At 49.0% G+C, this 22046-nt stretch carries 15 protein-coding genes; 4 read left to right on the top strand and 11 right to left on the bottom strand.

From position 1 onward, the window contains the following. Positions 1-17: 17 nt before the first annotated feature. Both D3H65_RS07855 and D3H65_RS07850 read right to left on the bottom strand, forming a co-directional pair. Complete coding sequence (locus D3H65_RS07855; protein ID WP_119049764.1) at positions 18-2192, bottom strand: xanthine dehydrogenase family protein molybdopterin-binding subunit; 2175 nt, start codon at positions 2190-2192, stop codon at positions 18-20. Then, positions 2189-2659 (bottom strand): (2Fe-2S)-binding protein, encoded by a 471-nt coding sequence (locus tag D3H65_RS07850; protein ID WP_119049762.1) that lies wholly within the window; start codon positions 2657-2659, stop codon positions 2189-2191. The genes D3H65_RS07855 and D3H65_RS07850 overlap by 4 nt, the downstream gene beginning before the upstream one ends. A gap of 247 nt (positions 2660-2906) precedes the next feature. Here D3H65_RS07850 and D3H65_RS07845 point away from each other — a divergent pair, with 247 nt between their 5' ends. Further along, on the top strand, positions 2907-3347 hold the full coding sequence (locus D3H65_RS07845; protein ID WP_119049760.1) for a DoxX family membrane protein: 441 nt from the start codon (positions 2907-2909) through the stop codon (positions 3345-3347). An 86-nt stretch (positions 3348-3433) separates the two neighbouring features. On the opposite strand, the gene D3H65_RS07840 is transcribed toward D3H65_RS07845, so the two are convergent. From D3H65_RS07840 to D3H65_RS07830, 3 genes are all read right to left on the bottom strand, one after another. Then, positions 3434-5863: a hypothetical protein gene (locus D3H65_RS07840; RefSeq protein WP_119049758.1), complete on the bottom strand. Its 2430-nt coding sequence runs from the start codon at positions 5861-5863 to the stop codon at positions 3434-3436. A gap of 83 nt (positions 5864-5946) precedes the next feature. Beyond that, entirely contained in the window at positions 5947-7629 is a 1683-nt protein-coding gene (locus D3H65_RS07835) for a RagB/SusD family nutrient uptake outer membrane protein (protein ID WP_119049756.1), read from the bottom strand. 24 nt (positions 7630-7653) lie between these two features. Next, positions 7654-10674 (bottom strand): SusC/RagA family TonB-linked outer membrane protein, encoded by a 3021-nt coding sequence (locus tag D3H65_RS07830; protein ID WP_119049754.1) that lies wholly within the window; start codon positions 10672-10674, stop codon positions 7654-7656. A gap of 144 nt (positions 10675-10818) precedes the next feature. Here D3H65_RS07830 and D3H65_RS07825 point away from each other — a divergent pair, with 144 nt between their 5' ends. Beyond that, on the top strand, positions 10819-12177 hold the full coding sequence (locus D3H65_RS07825) for a hypothetical protein (protein ID WP_119049752.1): 1359 nt from the start codon (positions 10819-10821) through the stop codon (positions 12175-12177). 12 nt (positions 12178-12189) lie between these two features. Here D3H65_RS07825 and D3H65_RS07820 read toward each other — a convergent pair whose 3' ends face one another. The 3 genes from D3H65_RS07820 to D3H65_RS07810 all read right to left on the bottom strand — a co-directional run bounded on the left by D3H65_RS07820 (position 12190) and on the right by D3H65_RS07810 (position 16837). Continuing rightward, positions 12190-12675, bottom strand: coding sequence for a hypothetical protein (locus D3H65_RS07820; protein ID WP_119049750.1), 486 nt, complete (start codon positions 12673-12675; stop codon positions 12190-12192). A 161-nt stretch (positions 12676-12836) separates the two neighbouring features. Next, a complete protein-coding gene (locus D3H65_RS07815; protein WP_162915480.1) occupies positions 12837-14180 on the bottom strand; it encodes a sensor histidine kinase in 1344 nt (447 codons plus the stop codon). Positions 14181-14410: 230 nt separating this feature from the next. After that, on the bottom strand, positions 14411-16837 hold the full coding sequence (locus D3H65_RS07810; protein ID WP_119049746.1) for an ABC transporter permease: 2427 nt from the start codon (positions 16835-16837) through the stop codon (positions 14411-14413). A 193-nt stretch (positions 16838-17030) separates the two neighbouring features. Here D3H65_RS07810 and D3H65_RS07805 point away from each other — a divergent pair, with 193 nt between their 5' ends. Further along, complete coding sequence (locus tag D3H65_RS07805; protein WP_119049745.1) at positions 17031-18116, top strand: 3-oxoacyl-[acyl-carrier-protein] synthase III C-terminal domain-containing protein; 1086 nt, start codon at positions 17031-17033, stop codon at positions 18114-18116. A 4-nt stretch (positions 18117-18120) separates the two neighbouring features. Here D3H65_RS07805 and D3H65_RS07800 read toward each other — a convergent pair whose 3' ends face one another. Then, the gene (locus tag D3H65_RS07800) at positions 18121-18672 is read right to left on the bottom strand and encodes a DUF1599 domain-containing protein (protein ID WP_119054427.1); all 552 of its coding nucleotides are present in this window, start codon (positions 18670-18672) and stop codon (positions 18121-18123) included. Between the two features lie 97 nt (positions 18673-18769). Between D3H65_RS07800 and folP the strand changes: the two genes are divergently transcribed. After that, positions 18770-19597 (top strand): dihydropteroate synthase, encoded by an 828-nt coding sequence (folP, locus tag D3H65_RS07795; protein ID WP_119049744.1) that lies wholly within the window; start codon positions 18770-18772, stop codon positions 19595-19597. Between the two features lie 7 nt (positions 19598-19604). Here folP and D3H65_RS07790 read toward each other — a convergent pair whose 3' ends face one another. Both D3H65_RS07790 and D3H65_RS07785 read right to left on the bottom strand, forming a co-directional pair. Continuing rightward, a complete protein-coding gene (locus D3H65_RS07790) occupies positions 19605-20345 on the bottom strand; it encodes a LytR/AlgR family response regulator transcription factor (protein ID WP_119049743.1) in 741 nt (246 codons plus the stop codon). Continuing rightward, positions 20342-22045, bottom strand: a complete 1704-nt coding sequence (locus D3H65_RS07785; RefSeq protein ID WP_119049742.1) for a sensor histidine kinase — start codon at positions 22043-22045, stop codon at positions 20342-20344. Before D3H65_RS07785 ends, D3H65_RS07790 begins: the two co-directional genes overlap by 4 nt. Position 22046: the final 1 nt, after the last annotated feature.

Raw genomic sequence — 22046 nt, 5'->3', positions numbered from 1 at the left:
TTTCATCATTGGATAGATCAGGCCCCGGCCAGGTTTTCGGGCTGCAGGGGTAAGTTCCTTATGCGCTTACCGGTGGCGGCAAACAAGGCATTCACCACCGCCGGTGCAACAGGAGGCACACCCGGCTCTCCGGCCCCGCCCATCTTTTCGGTACTGGGTACAATGTGTACTTCTATCACCGGTGTTTCATGCATGCGCAGCATGCGGTAATCATGGAAGTTGCGTTGCTGCACCCGCCCTTTTTCGAGGGTGATATTGCCATACAGCAGGGCTGTAAGACCGAATATGATCCCGCTTTCCATCTGTGCGGCTACTCCGTCCGGATTAACGGCGAGGCCGCAGTCAATAGCACAGGTGACCCTGTGCACGCGCACAGTTCCTTTGTCTACCGACACCTCAGCTACCTGCGCTACTGCACTGCCAAAAGATTCATGCACGGCTATACCCCTGAAATGACCCGCAGGCAATGGGGTACCCCAACCAGCTTTTTCAGCTGCCAGGTTCAATGCCGACAGGTGGCGGGGATGCTTTTGCAGCAAGGTCCGCCGGTATTCAACGGGGTCTTGTCCGGCAGCATGCGCCAGCTCATCGATCATCGTTTCCATCACAAAAGCAGTATGGGTATGTCCTACGGAGCGCCACCACAGTACAGGTATTTTATTCTGTGGAGAATGCAGTTCCACCAAATGGTCGGGAATATGGGCCATGTAAGGAGAATCATTCACGCCTTCCACAGAGGCATTGTCAATGCCGTCTTTGATGCCTGCTGCGAAAGGCGTTCCTGCGAGGATGGATTGACCTACAATGCTGTGGTGCCAGGCCATGGGTTTCTTATCAGTGCCCAAACCTATGCGCACCCGGTGCAGGAAAGCCGGCCGGTAATAGCCGCCGCGGATATCATCTTCACGGGTCCAGACAGTCTTAACGGGTTTGCCGCTGGCCCTGGCAACTGCTACTGCTTCTATTACAAAATCGGAGGGGGCCGTTGCCCGCCGGCCAAAGCCGCCACCCAGGAATACGGTATGGACCTCTACCTGCCCGGGATTCCATCCCAGTATTTTCGCCGCATTGGCCTGGTCAATGCCCGGCCATTGGGTGCCGGTCCATATTTCGCATTTGTCGCCGGTGATCTTAACTGTACAATTCAGGGGCTCCATGGGGGCGTGTGCCAGGTAAGGCAGGGTATATTCGACATCAATAGTGGTGGCAGCTTTCGGCAAGGCTGCTGTCACATTGCCTGCCTGAGCAGCAACAGCTCCTTTGCTGGTAGTCATCGCACGATAATCAGCCCACTGTTGCTGGCTGTTTATGGCCAGGGCCGGATCAATATCCCATTCTACTTTGAGTGCATCACGTCCTTGTTTGGCTGCCCAGTAATGATCGGCGATGACAGCAACGCCCGACGGTACCTTCAATACTTGTCTTACACCAGGAATAGTTTTCGTCTTAGTGGCATCGAAAGATCTAACCTTGCCGCCAAATACCGGCGGGCGGGCTACCAGGGCGGTGAGTAATCCGGGAAATTGTACATCCATGCCAAACTTAGCCTGCCCATTGATCTTTTCGGGTGTATCCAGTCGCCGGGCCCCTTTACCGATGTATTTCCATTCACTGGCCGGTTTTAATGGCACGTTGGCCGGTGGCGGAAGCTGGGCGGCCGCTTCGGCCACTTCTCCATAGCTGAGCTTTTTATTGCCTGCTATCACAAAGCCATCCCCGGTTTTACAATCTTCGGGTTGAACGCCCAGCCGTTGCGCCGCGGCTGTTACCAGTAAAGCCCGTGCTGTGGCGCCTGCCTGGCGGTAACGGTCAAATTCAGACCAGGTGGTGGAAGAGCCACCGGTTATTTGTATACCAAATGCAGTATGGAAATAAGGCGCTCCGGGCGGGGCATGGCCTACTTTGATCTTATTCCAGTCGCAATCCAGTTCATCGGCGATCATCATGGGCAGGGTGGTCCAGATGCCTTGTCCCATTTCCACATGGGCCAGTATAATATGAATGGTATTGTCTTTGGCAATGCCCAGGTAGGCATTGGGTGCAAAAGCAATCGCGCTGGCATCTGCCGGGGCATTAAAAAGCCCCATGCGCTTAACGCCTGCGGGCACAAAAAAGGGGATCAATAAGCCACCTGCAAAGACGCTGGTGGTCTGCAAGAATTTCCGTCGGCTGATATCGTGGGTGTTACTCATGGTTTACCTCCTTCCTTTTGTAATTGGGCGGCGCGGTGTATGGCTTTGCGTACACGCGGATAAGTGCCACAGCGGCAGATATTACCACTCATGGCCAGGTCAATATCTTCATCGGTGGGATCGGGTTTTTCGCGCAGCAATACGGCGGCGGACATGAGTTGCCCGCTCTGGCAATAGCCGCATTGCAATACATCTTCCTCCAGCCAGGCGCGTTGCAGGGGATGACTGAGATCGGTGGATAAACCTTCAATGGTAGTGACCTGTTGATTAGCGGCCCGGGCAACAGGTGTTACGCAGGAGCGTACCGCTTCGCCGTTGAGGTGAACCGTACAGGCGCCGCACTGGGCCATACCACAGCCAAACTTGGTGCCGGTAAGTCCCAGCATATCACGCAGTACCCATAGTAAGGGCATTTGAGGGCTGGCTTCTACGGAATAGCTCTTGCTATTGACTTGTAGTTTTATCATGACGACTTCTTTGAATTGTAGTATGAAAGGTACAGCTATTCGGCAGCGACTCCCTTATGAAATTCAATCCAATAGTTACGGAATTCAAACCTTCGTTTCAAAAACAGCTGTAGGTGGGTTTCGTTTTTTTTCGTATATAAGTATAAGCGCAATGCCGGTCCGGGAGCGGGTATAAGCTTTTCTCAAAGCATTTGAAATATTCGTAACTTTAAGACAGTTCTTTCTCCATCACGTAAAACATTGCCATATGAATCTCCTACATCGCATTGAGCATTGGGGTGAAACACATCACCCCAAATGGATAGATCTTGTACGTGTAGCATTAGGCATTTTCCTTTGCTACAGAGGAATTGTTTTTTTGGAGAACATGAGCGCCGAGCTGGGGCGCATTGCAAATTATGTATCCTCGGGTTCTTTCTGGCTGCTCTCCCTGGGTCACCTCATTGTATTTGCCCATTTACTGGGCGGCGTATTGCTGGTGCTGGGCATGCTCACCCGTTTTGCCTGTCTTATTAATATACCCATCCTCATCGGCGCTATCTTCTTTGGAGGTTCGGCCAACGGGCTATGGACTCCGTTTGCGCAAGTTTTGCTGGCTATTGTGGTATTGCTGTTGTTGTGCTACTTCCTGGTGGCGGGCAATGGCCGCTGGTCATTTGACCGGTATATAGAAACTACCAGTAAATAAAAGCGCCTGATCAACTTACAAAATACGAAGCCGGGCATTGGCAAACCAACGCCCGGCTCCCGGTTATTTATTGCAGGCCTGGGGCCTTATTCGTATTTCAGCCAAGCTGTGACCTTGCCATTCCTGTTGGTCTTCGCCCTGATCCAATGGGCGCTGAAGCCATCGGGGAATACATGTTGAATGGTTTTGCCTGCCGGCACTTTGATCTCCTTATAAGTATGCCATCCCGAAAGATCTGTATTCACTTCCAGTGTGACGGTAAGGTCCTGATCAGCTGTCAGGGAAATGCTTTTCTTATCATACCCGGTCATCAGGAAGGGCAGGGATGGGGTATTGGCCTTCACAATAGCATTTTTCCATAAGCCTCCTTCTCCAACCGGTTTACCCAGTTTCCACAGGTCGTCGATAGCCCCAAACCACAACCCATTGGTATGAGCTGCATCCTGGAAATAATGTCCGTCTGGTTGAGCATTGTTTTTTGTGCCGCTGATCACCAGCAAGCCCCGCCAGGTGCAATAATCCACCATCTTCTTTTTGTGTGTAGTGATGGGCCGTATAGCTATATAACCTGATTCGCGTCCTACTTCATACAGTGTGCCATGTGCATTGAGCATAAATCTTTCGGACTCCAATTCCCTGATGCCACGGGGCCACCCGGCAGCAAAAGGGTTGTCGTATGCAGCCGAGGTTTTAGGCAAGCGGAAACTACCTGTTTTGTCATGAATGATCACCGATGCATCATCTGTTTCAAAATCCCTTTTCACTGTCAGTATTTGCTGCAGCTTTTGCAAACTGTCGGTTACTGCAGGAATGAAGGTCAGCGATTCATTCACTTCGGTATAGGTATGAGCGCCGTTTGCCTTGCTTTGTAATACCTGCAGGTTCTTGTTGTGCGCAGCAGGCCGAATAAAGCTGGCCTGTATTTCACCCGGTTCATCAATGCCTGCCAGTGTATTGAACAGGCCGGCTGGCTGCTCATGTGCTGTGGCGGAGAAATGAAAGAATGCGGAAGCTATACAGTTCCTGTTAGGCTTTACCCTTACCCAGCCTGCTTCGGCGCCGGTTGGGAATATATAATACCTGTAGCCATGGGCCGGCACTGTAACCGTGGTGTATGCCTGCCAATTATTAGTGCCATCCTTGTCGGTTTCAATCGTAAAGGTTACCGCTTCGCCTGCCTCATGACTCAGGTGCAATACTTTTTTGGCAAACCCATTGATCAAAAATGCATCTGAAGCCACTCCTGATTTTACAGTATCCTTTATCCATACGCCACCCCAGGCGTTGGGCGCACCCCATTGCTGCAGATCGGCGGGTGTACCAAACCACAAATTGGATTGTGAGCGGCCTGCGTACGGGTTCTCCAGGATGGTCGTTTCATCGGTAGCCAATACTAGTTGGCCATTCCAATGGCAGAAGTCTGGTATGTAGCGCAGGTGTGTACTGATGGGGAAGAGGCCGCCGTGATGCGCATAGCTGAAATTGCGGGGAAAATCATAGAACATGCCATGCATATCCATCAGCATTTTATTATTGCCAATTTCACGAATGCGCGGCCATTCTGTATACCAGCCTCCCCAATGATCATAGGTGTGCGTGGCTTTGGGCAACCGGTACGTGAACCATTGGCCGCCATCCAGTAATTTAAGGATCACGGAACGTTTATCCCAGCCGATACTCCAGGCTGGCGCTGCATCATCGGGTGCGCCATAAATACCGCCGGGACCGGTAACGTCTGTAAACTGTTTCCGCTCTATGATCTTCCAGGTCTTACCGTCCCAGGAAGCCAGTACACCCATATCTTCTTTGCTTACCGGGGCGCCGCCGACCTGCAGGTCGGTGGACTTAATGTCAAAAACCTTGTGCTCTCCATTGTTGGCAATGATCAATTGTTTCTGTGCCGTATAACCGCCTTTTCCATGCCAGCCCGGCACGGGTTTATTGAACAGTTTATTCACGGCCAGGGTATGCACATTCACTTCATACAACATACCTTCCATATCATAGAAATAAACTTTGTTGGCTGGGTCGGATAAATGTCTTGCCGTGGCTGTCATCCTGCCCGGCATTACGGTAAGCGGCACGGTACGGATGTTGCCGGTGGAATCGATAAAATAAGAGCCGGTGATCAATTGATTGCTTTCCCGGTGGATCATGCGGTTGGCCGGCGTGCCGCCCACGCTTTCAGGATGGGCATACAGGTTGAGTCCTTCATCAATACTGTACAGTTTATCTGAACTTCCATTCGGACAATGCGGTGAATAGGTGATCATCCATAGTTTGCCGGCCCAGGGCGTTACAGCGCCGATGCCTCCTTCGCTGCCGTCACCTGCGCATTTAGCGCCTCCTCCTTCATTAAACACCGCCAGGTGCGGATATACACCGCTTATTTGTAATGGTTTGCCAGGGGCTGTTACAAATGGCGGAAGACTGGCGCCGGCCGGCTGTGCATGAACCTGGCAGGAAACGAGGATACACAGGACTGGTAGGATAAGCCTTCGGAATAATAGCTTCATAGAGTATACTTTGTGATCTTAATGATATTTTTTTAAAGGGGTTATTAGCTGTCAGGCGTTAGCTTTTAGTGAATACCTGATCGCTAATAATTGGGGTTCTGGTCCAGGGAAGGATTTACGCGCCGTTCTATGGCTGGTATGGGCCAGAGGTATTGTTTGCTCTTATCAAAGTTGCGCTGGGCTACTATTTTTACATCATTACCAAACCCTGTATAGTCGGGTATGCCGTCGTCATCAATGGGTGTTACGCCCGGGAATGGCCATTTAGCCCGGTTTTGATTGGCAGGATCGGGTAATCCAATGACGGGCCTGGTGAGTGCTTTTTCTGCCAGCCGCCAGCGTATCAGGTCCATATACCGTAATCCTTCTTTTGCAAATTCCACCCTTCTTTCTCTCTTAATGATCTTCTTTAGTTCAATGGCATCTGTGACGGTGATGGCCGGATACAAGGTGGTTTGTGCTACTGCTACTCCATAGGCCCGGGCCCTGACGCGGTTAATGGCGTCCAATACGCTTGCATCCACTTCATTCAATTCGATCTTTGCTTCTGCATAGGTGAGTAATACTTCTGCAAAGCGGATAATAACAGCATCATTGTCTTCAGCCACCTTATCGGCCCAGGATTGATCAATGCCTTTCTTCCACAGAAATCCGGTGAAGCTGGCAAAGGCAGCTACTGCGCGATTATCGCGGTTAGAAACCCTTTTGTTTTCTTTGGTGCTGAATACGGTAAGTGTATCGGGATGCGGCTGGTAGCTGTAGCCCAGCCATGGTGTGTTGAATTCCACCACCGTTGCCGTGAGGCGTGGGTCACGATTGGCAAAAGGAGACAATGGATTGTAAAGCGGGGATTCATCGATCGGTTTTCCATCAGTGCATTCGTAAGCGTCTACGATCTCACGGGTGGGTATCTGGGCGCCAAAGCCGCCTGTATTACGCGGTATCTGGTCCTGTACATTGGTGCCGGATGTAAACACCTTTTGTGTTTCATCTCTGGGAATGCTGATGATGAGTTCGGGGCTGGTTTCTCCGGCCTTCAGGAACAGCTGCGCATAATTGGGATGCAGGCTATAGGCTCCGGCTCCTGTGAACTGCATGACTGCCGAAGCTGCATCCCTGGCAATGGCCCATTTACCCAAATACAGGGCTGTACGTGCCTTTATGGAAAGCGCCGCTCCTTTGGTCAGGCGTTTCAAGGCCGATCCACTGTAGGATGAGGGCAGGTTGGCAGCAGCAAAGTCCAGTTCTGTGAAAATGAAGTTCAGTATTTCATCTTTACCTGTGCGCTTTATGCCATAGGATTGTTCCAGCGGAATGGGCTCTTTCAGTAAAGGTACATCTCCAAAGTGCGTAATGAGCCTGGAGTATTGATAGGCGCGTATCAGCCTCATTTCCGCTTCCAGCGTAGTGATCACGCTGGCCGGGGTATTGGCTGCCGCCCTGTCCTTATTGGCCAGGAAAGTATTGACCCTTGCAATCGCTTTATAGCAGATGGACCATAATGCCTGTGCAGTGCCATCTTCGGCATTCATGGTGCCAAATGTAACTGCATTGCCCAATTGGCCCCTGTGCCAGTAATTATCCGAAAACTGTTCATTATCGTTGCCCCAGAAGTCAAGCCGGTAGAGGTCATTGACCGCCAGCTCAAGCTCTGTTTGATTCTTATAAAAGCTACCCGTGGAAGGTTCTGAAAGCGGATTCAGGTCCAGCTTATTACAGGCCCCCAGGCCGGTGATTACCAGTATTAGCAGGAATATCTTTTTCATTGTTATGATCTTTAGGTGGTTTGACTAAAACCTTACGGTGGCTCCGGCCATGATGGTGGTTACAATGGGATAGGAAGACGTGCCAGCTTCAGGATCCCAGTAATTCGGGAAATGATGTATGGCAAACAGGTCATTGGCGGAAACATAAAAGCGCAGGGATTGGATACCGGCTTTCTTTACCAGTTCCTGTTTCAGCGTATAACCAAGGGTAAGGTTCTTTATGCGGAAGTAGGCCCCGTTTACCAGCCAGAAGTCAGACATTTCGTAGTTGTTGGAAATAGAGCGGGTGGACAATCTTGGATAGCGTGCCTGCAGGTTTTGCTCCGGCGTATTGGACTTGCTCCAGAATTTGCCTGCGATCTCCTGTGGTACATTGCCAAATGCCTCGGCAAAAGGCTGAACGATCTCACCGCTCAGTCTTGTGAGCTTTTTACCGATGCCCTGGAAGGACAATCCAATATCAAATCCCTTGTAGTCGGCCCTGATATTGCCACCATACAGGTAGCGGGGAAGGGAGCCGCCCAGTAATTGTTTATCGTCGGGAGTTATCTTACCGTCTTTATTGATGTCCACATACCTTACATCGCCCGGACTTACATTGGAGTTCAGTTTGGGCGATCCGGCCGTATCGGCTGCTGATTGGTATAATCCGTTGGAGCGATAGCCAAACCATTCATTGAATTCACTGCCTTTAAAAGTGCTTTGTGCTCCCAGCAATTGGGTGCCCTTCATATCAATGATCGTTGACCTGGCATCAGCAATATTAAAAGCTACTGAGTAATTGAGCTTGCCCACATGATCTTTCCAGCCCACTTCCAGTTCCCATCCTTTTACATCCAGTGTGCCTGCATTCTGGCTGGGTTTTTCATAGCCCAGGTACAACGGAATATCCAGTGCCAGCAGGATATCATAGGTCCTTTTCTGGTAATAGTCGGCAGTGACGGTGAGCCTGTTTTTCAGGAAGGCAGCATCCACCCCTACATCGATCGTACGGGTGGTTTCCCAGGAAATGTTTTCAACTGCATAATCTACCTGTGCGCCGCCATTGAGGGGGACTACTACACCATTCTGATAAAACAAAGCATTGGTAAAGCTGATGGTAGCCTGGTAAGGGTAATTGCCAATGCGTTCATTGCCTACTTCTCCATAAGACCCCCTCAGCTTCAGATACGATAGCCAGTTGAGATCCTTCATGAAGGACTCTTCCGAAACAGCCCAGCCTGCGGATACGGAAGGAAATAAGGCGTCACGGAACTGTTTGCCAAAGCGACTTGATTTGTCATACCGCAGGTTGCCCTGTATATAATATTTACTATTGAAATCGTATTTCACCCGGCCAAAGAAAGAGCGGAGTGCCGATTCGCTGGCGCTGCCGCTATTATCCCGTAATTCCTGTGAGCCGGCATTGAGGTAAGGAAAATCTGTAAGTGCAAATCCACTGCGGGAAGCTCCCAGTGATTCATTGAAATTATACAGTTCTTCATAGCCACCCAATATGCCAAGGCTATGACCGCCTTTAAAATCCTTCGTGTAATCGGCCAGCAACTGGCCTGTAATAGCCAGGTTATCGGTTCTGCCTTCGGTCAATATACTTCTGGCCTGGTTACTGAAGGCACTGGGGCTACCATCGGGATTGGTGAAAGGGATCCTTTTGGAAAAGGTCTTTGATTTATCCAGGTCAAAAGTGGGAGAGAGCAAGGCTGTCAATGTAAGGTCCTGGATGGGTTTGAAATTGAATACCAGGCGACCGGTGATCTGGTTGAGGTAAGTTTTAGCGGTACCTCCTTCATTCAATTGGGCAATGGGATTGCGGCCGTCCTTGGCCAAAGCATAGTTGCCATTGGCATAATAGTCATCATAAATTGCCGGCATTACCCGTGATTCATAAATAGGATTGCCAATGGGCGATTCTGTATGGGTGCGTTTGTAAGCTACGTCGAGGTTGGCGCTGAGCTTATTGTTGATCTGCAGGTCATTGTTGATGCGGAACAGGTAGCGTTCATAGGAGTAGTGATCATAAAAAGCGTCGGACCTGGAATAGCCCAGGGAGGCCTTGGTCTTGATCTTGCCGGTGCCCATGGTAAAAACCAGGTCGTGCCGGTAGCGTGGGGCATACTTTTCTGTCATGATCGTCTTTTGCCAGTTGGTATTGGAAAAAGGAAACTTATCCGGGTAAAGCCGGTTGCTGTCGGCAAAGTTGTTGATAAAAGCAATAGGGTACGGACCGGTGGAAGCGCCATCATTGGTGGCCTGTTCATTAAAATAGCGCATGTAATCAGGTGCATCGGCATATTCTGGCAGGGCAGTCGCTTTTTGCACGCCGTATTCATAATTGTATTCGAGGCTGCTTTGCCCGTTCCTGGCACGTTTGGTGGTAACCAGTACCACGCCGGCAGCGCCCCTGGAACCATAAATGGCGGCGCTGGCAGCATCCTTCAGTACTGTAATATTCTCTACATCATTGGGGTTCACGTTGTCTATATTACTCACGGGCACCCCATCCAGTATGATCAGCGGATTATTGGCACCCAGTGTGGTAATGCCGCGGATAAGTATACTGGCGCCTGCGCCCGGTGCACCGCTGCTGCGGGTTACAGAAACACCCGCTATACTTCCCTGCAGGGCCTCCGACACCTGGATGGTTTGCCGGCCGCCTATATCTTTTGCGCCAATGGTAGACACGGCCCCGGTAAGGTCTTTCTTCTTTTGGGTGCCATATCCTACTACTACCACTTCGTCGAGCCCTTTGGCAGCAGCTGTAAGTAATATGGACATAGGGCCTCCATTGATCTCAATGGTTTGTGTCAAATAATTGATCAGTGAAACCTGGATCACTTTGGCGGATGCCGGTACCTGCAGCTGGAATAGTCCGGCACTGTCGGTGGTGGTGCCGGTGACCGTTCCGGGAATGGTGATACTGACACCGGCCAGTGGTTGGTTATTCAATACATCCATTACCTTGCCGGTAACTGATTTGGATTGTGCCATGGCCTGGCCATAGAACAGCAGCAATCCTGATAATACATACAGCAATTGTTTTTTCATACAGCAATCAATTTGGTTGATGCCCTGGTGGGCAGCATAAAAATACCGGGCGCCGGAACTATTCTGCCTATCGAGGTATATCCAATCGGTTTACCAAAACTTTGGACAACATAAGCCGATGGAAATAAGTATTTTGCATTTTGTATGCCTGCCGTAAATGGACAACATGAAAGTAAGGAGTCGTTCTACCATTTGGAGATCTGCTGCCGGTATGTGGGAGAGAAATACGGCAATCCCGCTACTGCTGAATGGACCAACCGCGACTATATCCGGCTGAGCAGTATACTTTCTCATGCTACAGGTACTCAAATAAGTCCGAATACACTCAAGCGGATCTTTGGTAAGCTCAAAACGCCTGAACGTTATTATCCCCAGAAAGCCACCCGCGATGCCCTGGCCTCTTATGCTGGTTATAGTGACTGGGAAAACTTTCTGGCGCAGCATCCACGTCCCAAACAGGAAGAAAAGGAGCTTGCCAGACAAGCACTGGCAGTTGTACCGCAGTCAACAACCATATCCATAACACCCCAACCGGTTGCTAAAAAAAGAGGGTGGCCTTTGGCTGTTGCGCTTATTGCCTTCGCTGCCTTGCTAATGTGGTGGCTTTGGCTGGCTAATAAAGCGGTGGCTGATATTGACCCTGGCGATGCCCGGCTTGTATGTAATAATCCGGAAGGAGAGAACCCACATTCGGCCGTATTCAAGTTGGTGTTGGCTGAAAACTTTGCCGGTATCCGGGACAGTTTTTCCATTCATTTTGGTGATAGCAGAAGACCTAAAAAGATATTGCCGGGGGTATTGCTGACCCACTATTATGAAGTGCCTGGCAGGTACTATGCGCGGCTTGTGTACAATGGAAAAGATATTGATACCGTAGCCATCTACCTCCAATCCAAAGGGTGGACCGCTACTGCTACTGTTGAAAGAGATACCATGCGGGTGTACCCGATCATCAGTGGTTCTTTATTCAAAGGGAACAAAATGACCGTCAATACCCAGCAATTGCTCCAGGCAGGGGTGGATACCAATAAGACATTCTTTGTAGATTTTGTGAATGCGCAACCTACTGCCATTGATGGGGATAATTTTGAATTGACCGCTGATGTTACTACTTCCCCTGCACGGGCCGGTGTTCGCTGTTCGCAGGTAAAAGCTACGGTGTATGGAGAACGCGCGCGGCATACTTTATTCACCATTAAACCAGGCTGCACCTCCTGGGTAAACCTCCAGTTTTCAGAATTGGTCAAGAATGGTGAAGAAGATGATCTTGCTTTTCTGGGAAGCGATCTTACGGCAGGAGGGATCATTAAACTACAGGTCATCCATAAGCAGGTAAGTGTGTGGATCAACAACAAGAAGGTATTCGAAACTGTCTATCAGCAACCGTTGGGTAAACTATATGGGGTTAATATATCATTTGCGGGCATCGGCACTGTTAATAAGGTGCTGCTCAAAGACCTGGGTACTGGTACCGAGTTGAAGGACGGGTTTTCTTCCCCCTAAGGCTGTTGGTATTTAAGTGTACATGTTTGCAACATTGGTGGCAGGCTGCAGTTGATCTGGTGGCGGTATCACCTGGAGAAAAGGCCTTTTACCCGAAAGCCGGAACTTTGTACGTCGTGGAAAGATATGGGGATGCAGGTATAACAGGAGGAGGATGGCTACGGGAATGCCGCCGTATACGATGGTGTCGCCCCACATGGAGGGAAATATATCGAGCCGCGCATTATGGGGATCGTTCTTTTGATACCGGATGGGCACCGCTTCGCCTTTCTTAAAGAAGATATTGTCATTGCCATTCATCCAGATGGTATCTTTTCCTGCCTGGAAACTGATCACTGAATAGTAATGGATCAATTGCCCGGTATAGCTTTTTCCCACAAAGCCCATCACGCCGTTTACTTTCTCCGAACGGGCAATCCACACCAGCTTATAGGCCAGGAAGGGACCAAATGCCATCACAAAGAGCAACAGGAAGAACTTGTTTTTGTTGAGGAGCATGGTGGATCGGGTTTAATGAGCTTTAACGCAGGGCTGGGTGTAACAGAGGTGCGCAATGGCTAATTTAACAAACTATTCGCAGGCCTGGGGGGCGGCCATGGCCAACCCGGTAAAGCGTTTGAGTGAAATATAGATGCAGTTGTCAGGTATTAGCGGGCATGTTAAGCCCGGGCAGAGGTTTTTGCATTAATGGCCATTCGTTGTTCCAGCGGGAACGTAACCTCAAATACGGTATGGTCTTTGACCGCTCTCACTACTTCAATATTTCCCTGGAGTGTTTCCACCAATTTGTGGGTAATGAATAGTCCCAACCCATTTCCCTCCAGGTTGACCCCGGTACGCACATGCTGGTAGGGGTGAAAAATTCTCTTAAGCTGTTCTTCGGTGAAGCTTTCTCCATCATTGATCACGGTGAGTTGCCAGGCATCCACCCCGTGCAGTTCAACTTTTACTACTACATGGCAGCTGGTCCGTACAAATTTGATGGCATTGTGAATGAGGTTGTTGGCTATCTGGCGCAGCTTGATGGGATCGCAGGAAACCATGGCAGGAACATTCTCGTCGATCTGTAGTACAATGGACGTTTTTTCTGCGTAAGCTGCATATTGAAATTCATTCACTACCTGTTGCATAAAGGACCTTATCTCCATAGGTTCCATGATGGGATCATCTTTCTTGCCAAACTCGATCTTGGAAAACTCCAGGAGGTTGGCCAACAGCCTGCGATAACTAAGACATCCTCCCTTTATATGCCCTATTAACTGATCGGCAGTGACCGTTGTTTTTTTGAGCCGGTCTGATTCGGCCAGGTAAGCTACCATGCCTTCAATAGGATTGAAGCCGCTTTTGATCTCATGTACGGCTTCCCGGATAAAATGTTTCTTGCTGAGTAAGTGCTGTTCCAACTGCTCTTTTTGTGCTTCGAGTTCATTCAGCAAATCCCGGGTAAGATCGGAATAAATACAGAACAGGTAGCCCACCAGCACGGTGATCGCAAAATAAGAACTCCAGCGTATGAGGCTCCTGCCTCCCTCGTTGATGGCCAAGGTTGGCAACAGGTTATGCTGATAGGTATATTCAAGCGCCAGGAAACAGAGGAAAGAGAGGCCTACACAGATGGCACGTAATCTTTTATCATCATACAAAATGCTGGCAAGTCCTACCAGGAAAACAATCATAAGCTGGGCATTTGCATCCTTACCCAAGATGGCGGCAAAACAGAAGGTGGCTATATTGAGGGTGATAAAAAACAGCAGGCCGGCTGCCTGATGCAGCCGTTTGGCATTTAACAAAATGACGACACCCATGAGCGCATCTATTGCCAGGATTCCCCAAAGGGTGGCAGGCAGGCCGGTCAAAATAAACAGCGAAGGGCCGGCTATCAGGTTGAAGAGAATGATGGCCACCGACAAGCGGTTGATGCCTTTGCAGGTAAATGATTCCCTGAGTGTGCCACTTGCACCTGTACAAATAATTAGCTCCCAAAAAGTCTTGATCCTTTTCATTGCGTGTTGTAATAGAATCATTGAATCGATTACTCAATTTCAATCTTTTGCTTTGTTAGCAAACAGCTGAGCCAGTCTTTTATCAGGTACTACTAAAAAGGGAAGGTTAGGAAGGGGTAAACAGAATATGATAGGTAATGCGAATATAGAGAATTTATTCTATTTAATATATGATCCCATGGCAGGGGGTAAGATGCCCGGCCAATGCGATGAGATCCGTAAGGCAAAAGTTATTCCGAACGCAGACTTTCCACAGGGTTGGCGATAGCCGCTTTAATGGCCTGGAAACTGATCGTTAGTAAGGCAATGAGTAAGGCAGCTACCCCGGCAATGGCAAATACCTGCCAGCTGATAGCTATCCGGTAGGCAAAGCCCTGGAGCCATTTATTCATGGCCCACCAGGATACGGGGAAAGAGATCAGTGCGGCTATGGCCACCAGCTTCAAAAAGTTGAAGGAGAGTAAACGCAGGAGGCTGATCACGGAAGCACCCAATACTTTACGGATCCCGATTTCTTTAATACGTTGCTCTGCTGCATAGGCTACCAGTGCAAACAATCCCAGGCAGGCTATCAGTATGGCCAGTATCGCAAAGGAAACAGTGATCTTCCCTGTACGCTGATCCGTTTTATAAAGCCGGTCGAATTCCTCATTCATAAAGGAATGGACAAAAGGCTGCCCGGGCGCCATGGATCGCCATTGACGCTGTATGGCTCCGATAGTAGCAGTAATATGCTGTTCGTTCAAACGTACGGCAATACTGGTACGGTCCTTACCTAAAAATAGGGCCAGGGGAGTAATGGATTCCCGTAAAGAATTAAAATGAAAGTTTTTCATGACACCGATCACATGGTATTCTTTTAACGCTTTGCTTTTGGTATCAGCTAATACATACAGTTTTTTATTCAGCGCGGTATTGGTAGCCAGGAACCTGGCAGCAGCGGCCTCATTGAGAATGATGCCTGTAGAATCAGTCGGGAATTGCGGTGAAAAATTCCGTCCTTCCAATAGCTTTACTGCCAAAGTAGGAATGTATTGATCATCTACGTACCAGGATTGCATAGAAATGACGCTTTTAGGATCAAGGGCAGGAGAAGTGAAAAAGGCATTGTTGTTCCTGTCGCCGCTTACCGGCAAATAACCTGTCATGGTTACGCCGGCCACCCCACTCAATTGCTGCAATCCATTTTTGAAAGCGGTCAATTCCTTTTTTAAAGCGTCGGTATTATGGATGACCAGCACCTGCTGCCTGTTGAAGCCAATATCTTTACGGTGCATGTAGCGGAGCTGACCGTATATAACAATGGTGCCTATAATAAGCATAATGGATACCGCAAATTGAAAGACCACCAGGGCATTCCTGAGCCAGCTGCCTTTGAACCCTTTGGCCAGTTTTCCTTTCAATACTTCTATGGGCTGAAAGGATGATAACAGAAATGCCGGGTAGGTTCCTGCCAGCAGCCCGATCATCAGGGCAAAAAGCAGCAGTGCACCCGCCATGGATGGTTTCAGCAGTACGTAAAAACTAATCTCCTTACCAGCCAGTTCATTAAAGTATGGCAGTATGGGCCATACCATCAGTAAAGCCACCAGTAAGGCAATGAAGCTGATCAGCAATGATTCTATCAGGAACTGATGGATAAGGTTGCTTCTTAAGGAACCCAATACTTTTCTCACGCCAATTTCCCGGGCACGATTGGAGGCGCGTGCCGTGAAAAGGTTCATGAAATTGACGCAGGCAATGGCGAGAATAAAAAAAGCGACCAGGGAAAATATGTATACATATTGAATGTCGCCGTTAGGGGCCATTTCTCCTTCCCTGTTGGAATGCAGGTGAATATCGGTTAATGGGGTAAGGGTACATTTTACAAAGCTGCCCTGTTTGTTGAATTCATCCAGGCTAATGCCCAGCACGGACCTTAGTTCAGGCTCCATAAAACTTTGCAGCAGGGCATCTACCTGTTGGGACACCTTATGTACATCGGTCCCTTTCTTCAGAACGAGATAGGTATTGAAATTTTGGCTCAGCCAGTTATCACTCCGGCTTTCTTTCATTTCAACAAAAGGCAGGATGAGATCGAAATTGAAATGGGAGTTTTGGGGAATGTCCCTGATAACACCGGTAACCTTGTACCTGACCGTATCATTAATGGTAAGGTATTGCCCGGCTACATCCGTATGGTCGAAATATTTCCGGGCCATACTTTCCGTGATCACGAGGGAATGGGGCTCTTTCAATGCTGTGAGGGGATCGCCGGAAATCATCGGTAAGGTAAATACTTCAAACAAGGTAGAGTCACTATACGCAAGACGGGTTTCCCGGATATTGGCGGCCCCTTTTTTGATCAACAGGGGGGCGCGCCACCGTAGACGGGTATATTGTTCTACCTGCGGCAACTGTTTTACAGCTTCTGTTCCTAACAGCGCAGGCGTTTGGGCCACATCAAAATAATTGCCGCCAAACCTTATCTCATTATTGATGCGGTAAATGCGGCTTGCCTTTGCATTGAACCGGTCATAACTCAATTCATCATGTACATACAACAGGATCAACATACAGGTGGCAATACCGATGGCAAGGCCCGTAATATTGAGGGAGGTATAAAACTTGTTCCTCCGGAAGTTCCGGAAGGCCGTTTTAATATAGTTTTTAAGCATGACAGTAGTGTTGGGTATCTGTAAGACGGAGAAATCCGAAAAAAGTTACAGCGCTGCCAGCTACTAGCTGGTTACCACCCGGAAAAAATAGCAGCAGGAACCTGCAAGGGCAGTGCCAAAATCCTGTAAAAAGGGGATTGCAGAGAGGTGCGTTATGTCGTTTCATTGCATTTCATTTCATTAAACAAGTTTTATGCACCAGATCAAGCTGGCTATTACCGGCGTTGCCTCTTTCGTAGCCGAACCGATTAGTATTGATGAATGGGCCAATGAATTTAAAGTGCCCGACAGGCAGCAGGAAGGAAAATATTTAGATGGAAAAATGGTAGAGAAAATACTGGGTATAAAATCCAAGAGCTGGGCGCCCGATGTATTTAAAGATCCGCAGGTGGTGGTTAATACCACTAAAGAAGCCTTAAGAAAAGCGAAGCTGGATGCACGTGAAGTCGATGCCGCTATCATTGTAACCTGTTCTCCGTTCATGGTACAGCTGGATCAGGATGCTTTTCTTTTATACAAAGAAATAGGGCTTAATGACAATATTGTACCAATACTGCTTGGGGCAGGCTGTGCAGGTTTTGCCCGTGCAGTAGCGCTGGCTGCACAAATGAAAGGCAAAAATATCCTGCTGATCTCTTATAGCCTCAGCAGCCTGTACACACAAACACCGGTATACAAAGACAATTCACTGCACCCATTGGGCAAATCCTTGTGGATGTCGGCCGCGCTTTTTTCCGATGGCGTATCGGCCGTTGTGTTGAAGAAAACAGAAGAAGTGTCTGGCTATTCTTTCTATTCCCGCGACTCCCTGCAGTTTGGCGAGGAAGCAGGATTCGATGATCCGCTGATCCATTATTATGGCAGCGGCGCCTGGGACCCTCCGGGTACCGAAAAATGTGAAGCTTTGTCCTGCTTTGCAATGGCCGGGCCCCGGATCAAAGAATATTATATCAAGGGGATGACGCTCAATCACCGGCAATTGCTGGCCCTGCAGCCTGACTATTTAAACAAAGTAAAAAAGATCTATACCCACCAGGCCAGCCCGGCGCTCACCAATGCTTTCCTGGATACGCTGATCAAAGAGCATGGCATCAGCCGCGATAAGATGGGCATCAATGTGGTAAAGTATGGCAACCTGGTAAGCACCAGCACCATCAAACTATTGGATGATGACATGGCTGCAGGTGTGTTGGCCCCCGGAGACAGTATCTGTATTTCTGTAGTAGGAGCGGGGCCTGAAAGGGGGGCTTTTATTATTCCGGTAGTGCCGGCGGCATAGGATATTATCCTTTGTGCTTGCCTTCTTCGATCATGATGAGGGCGAACACAGAGTAATTGATAATATCTACATAATTGGCGTCAATACCTTCGCTGATCAATGTTCTTCCTTCATTGGCCAGTATCTGGCGTATGCGCATGAGCTTCATCAGGATCAGGTCGGCATAACTTTCCTGGCTCATGCCGCGCCAGGCTTCGCCATAGTCATGGTTTTTATCGAGCATGGTCGATTTGGTAAAAGCGATCTTTTCGGCATACAGTCTTTCTACCTCTGCTACGGGCAGGTCTTCTACGGCGCTGTTCGTTAGTTCCAGCTGTATGAGTCCGATTACCCCATAATTGACCATGCCTTTAAATTCACCGGCAATATCATCACCAACGCGCTGGGTGCCTTTTTCCTGTATGGTGCGGATACGCTGGGCCTTGATGAAGATCTGGTCTACAATGGAGATGGGCCGCAATACACGCCAGGCGGTACCATAATCTTTGGTCTTACTGATAAAAATATCCCTGCACGATTGAACTGCTGCGTCGTATTGTTGGTTTGTATTGCTCATAATAATGCTTGCTCTCTTCAGGATTCTGTATTCCGGCTCCTGTATTCTGTATTCTTGCTTTACCTTTAAGCCGCCAAAAATAACGAACAAAGGTTAAATGTATACACTCAATTGCAAAGGCAGGCTGCTGGTGGTGGATAAACCACTGGTAATGGGGATAATGAACACTACTCCCGACTCATTTTATGCCGGTAGCCGGTACCAGGAAACGGATATTGTGCGGCAGGCGGACCGTATGATAGCCGATGGGGCATCCCTGCTGGATATTGGCGGCCAAAGTACCCGCCCGCGCAGTGAAAGGGTGCCTGTGGAAGAGGAGTTGAGGCGGGTCACGGGGGCTATCCAGGCCATTCACCAGCGGTTTCCGGAGGTCATTATTTCCATCGATACTTTTCAATCGCGGGTAGCAGCGGAAGCTGTAGCAGCTGGTGCCTCGATCGTCAACGATGTGAGTGCAGGAAGTATCGACGCCGCCATGATCGAAACGGTAGCCGCTTTGCAGGTGCCCTACGTGCTCATGCATATGAAGGGAACCCTCGAAACCCTGCACCAGCTGGCTGTCTATGATAATATAACGCGCGAGGTGCTGGATTTTTTCATTCAACAAGTAGCACTTTGTAGAAAAGCAGGCATTAAGGATATCATTCTTGATCCCGGCTTTGGCTTTGGGAAGAACGATCAACACAACCTGGCATTGCTGAAAAACCTGTCGGCTCTCCATATGCTACGGCTTCCCATCCTGGTAGGACTCTCCCGTAAACGTACCATTTGGAAAACACTGGGCATCACCGCTGATGAAGCGCTCAACGGCACCACTGTCATAAATACCCTCAGCCTGCTCAATGGTGCGCATATCCTGCGTGTACATGATGTAAAAGAGGCGATGGAAACGATTAAATTGTGGGAGGCGTATAAGGAAGCATGATGTTACCTCAGGCCTTGAGCGCCCAGGCCACTACTTCTTTTTTATTCCGGGAAACAGGCACCTGGTGTCCATTGTCGAGCAGCAGGTAACCGCCATCTTCCTTCACCCAGCTTTTCACGTATTTCCGGTTTACCAGGTGGGATTGATGACAGCGTATAAAACCATATTCTTTCAGCAGTTCCTCATATTCAAAGATGGGCCTGGAAGCGGTGAGCTTTTCACCGCCGGCCAGGAAGAAGAGGGTATAGTTGTTGGACGATTCACAGCGGATAATCTCCGGCGTACGGATAAAGCGTGTTTCTTTTAGCGTAGTAAGCGCAATGCGGTGGTCTTCCTGTTTGCCCTGCAACAATTGAATAAGGTTTTCCAGTTGTATATTCTTCTTTTTATCCCGGCTTTTAGCGGTTGCCCGGCCCACGGCTGCCTGCAACTCTTCGATGTTCACGGGCTTCAGCAGGTAATCCACAGCAGCAAATCGTACGGCCTGAATGGCATATTGGTCGAAAGCGGTCACAAAGATCACTTCAAAATCATATTGAGGCAGCTCACGCAGCAGTTCAAATCCGTTCTTTCCCGGCATTTGTATGTCGAGGAAAACAAGGTCGGGGTGATATTGCAGCAAAGCCGATTTACCTTCTATGGCATTGATGGCGGTAGCTATTACCTCCACAGTGGGGCAATACGTCTTCAACAACTGCTCCAGGTTGATCAGGTTGTTCTTTTCATCATCGATCAGTATTGCTTTCATACCAACCAGTTTTTAAATAAGAGTTCAACGACAGTACCCTGTTGGGCTTCACTTGTTATATTCAATTGTATTTGTTCTTTTTCTGCCATTTCATTCAATAAGCGTATCCTGTCTTTGGTGAGCTTTAACCCATAGCCAGTTGTTTCCCTGCCGGGTTCAAAGCCCAATCCATTATCGCTGATGCGTATCACCATATCATCCTGCTGCCGTAGTACTTCTACACGTATGAGTCCCTTTTCCTGTAAGGTGGCCACGCCATGCTTCACCGCATTTTCGGCCAGGGGTTGTAGCAGCAGCGAAGGTATCTCTGTTTCAGCCGCCGGCAAAGCCTCCTCACAGTGAATGATGTAGGTAAAGTTAAACCGCATCTTTTCCAGGGTAAGATAAGTATCCAGCGTTTGCAGTTCCCGCTGCAGGGGAATAGATGCCCGCTCACTATCGGTGAGAGAGTGCCGTACGAGGCTGGCAAAGTCGGACAGGTAGCGATTGGCTCCTTTGATATCATTGTTATTGATGAGGCCCTGTATGGAAGACAGTGCATTGAAGGTAAAATGAGGGTTCAGCTGGGCATATACGGATTTCAATCCCTGCTCAAATCTTTCTTTCTTAGCCTGTTCAGCTGCTGTTTTTTTTCGTTGCCGGCGCAGTTTGAACAACAGGACCACAAAACCAATAAAAGCAATGATCAAAATACCGGTGATCAGCCGGAATGCCCAGGTCTCATACCAGGCTGGCTGTACGGTGAAAGAGAAGGAGGTAACATGGTGCCGCTGCTTGCGATAGCGCATCTCCAGGGTATAATTGCCGGGACCGGGATCATCGATCCATACATAGCTGTTATTGGCCTTATTGCCTGTCCAGTCTGTATGCACATGCCCATTGCGCATGACCCTGTATTCAAGTGTTCCTTTTTTGTATATCCTTGCGCCTACCTGGAAGATGAGCCCGTTTTGTCCGGATGCCACCTCCAAATGTTTGGGCAGGCCCGTAACGGAATCCAGTTGGTCTGGCGGATAGTTTTTCCATAACTCCCGCGTAAAGTTTTTCGACAGCCGGTAGTCATTGGTAATGTTGAGCATGATCGTGGTCAGGTCGCGGGTGGTGAAAACCGCCTCTAAGGCAGGCCTGGTGGACTGCCAATACACTACGGAGGCGGTAAACGGAGCCGCAGCCCCTTTTTTGCGTAACTCCACTACCAGAAAATGTCCCCAGGAGGTCGTAAAGCCTCCCAGGAAACCAAATTTTACGTGAAAGACATTGAGCTGGAAGGACGCATCAAAAAAAGCGGTGACAGGACCCCAGTCCCTGATCAGCTTTTGGTCGTCTTCCAACACCCTGAACTCGTATTGCGCCGCATTGTGCTGGTAAATGCCGGGTGTCAGGAAGTATACTTCACTGGAATCATAGGTATACAATTGTTGCCTGCCATTGGCCAGTTGTGAACGGAACCGGTAACCACTGAACGACATATCCATGGGTGTATTCCGGGAATATTGATCACCATACTCATAGATGCCGTTATAAGGAATGGCGGTAACGATCAGGGGAATACTGTCGCTCCCTTCACCCAGGTAGGTGGTGGAATAATTTTCCCAGGCAATATGCTGTGTGCCGGCACCCGCCTCTTTAAAGTTTATCTGGGCTATTACAGTTGGTAATAACAGGCAAAGCAGGATGCATACAATGAGCAGTTGTTTCATA

The organism is Paraflavitalea soli, from assembly GCF_003555545.1.
GTDB lineage: Bacteria > Bacteroidota > Bacteroidia > Chitinophagales > Chitinophagaceae > Paraflavitalea > Paraflavitalea soli.
The sequence above is the reverse complement of the archived record's forward strand: the minus strand, read 5'-3'. Positions and strand labels throughout refer to the sequence as shown.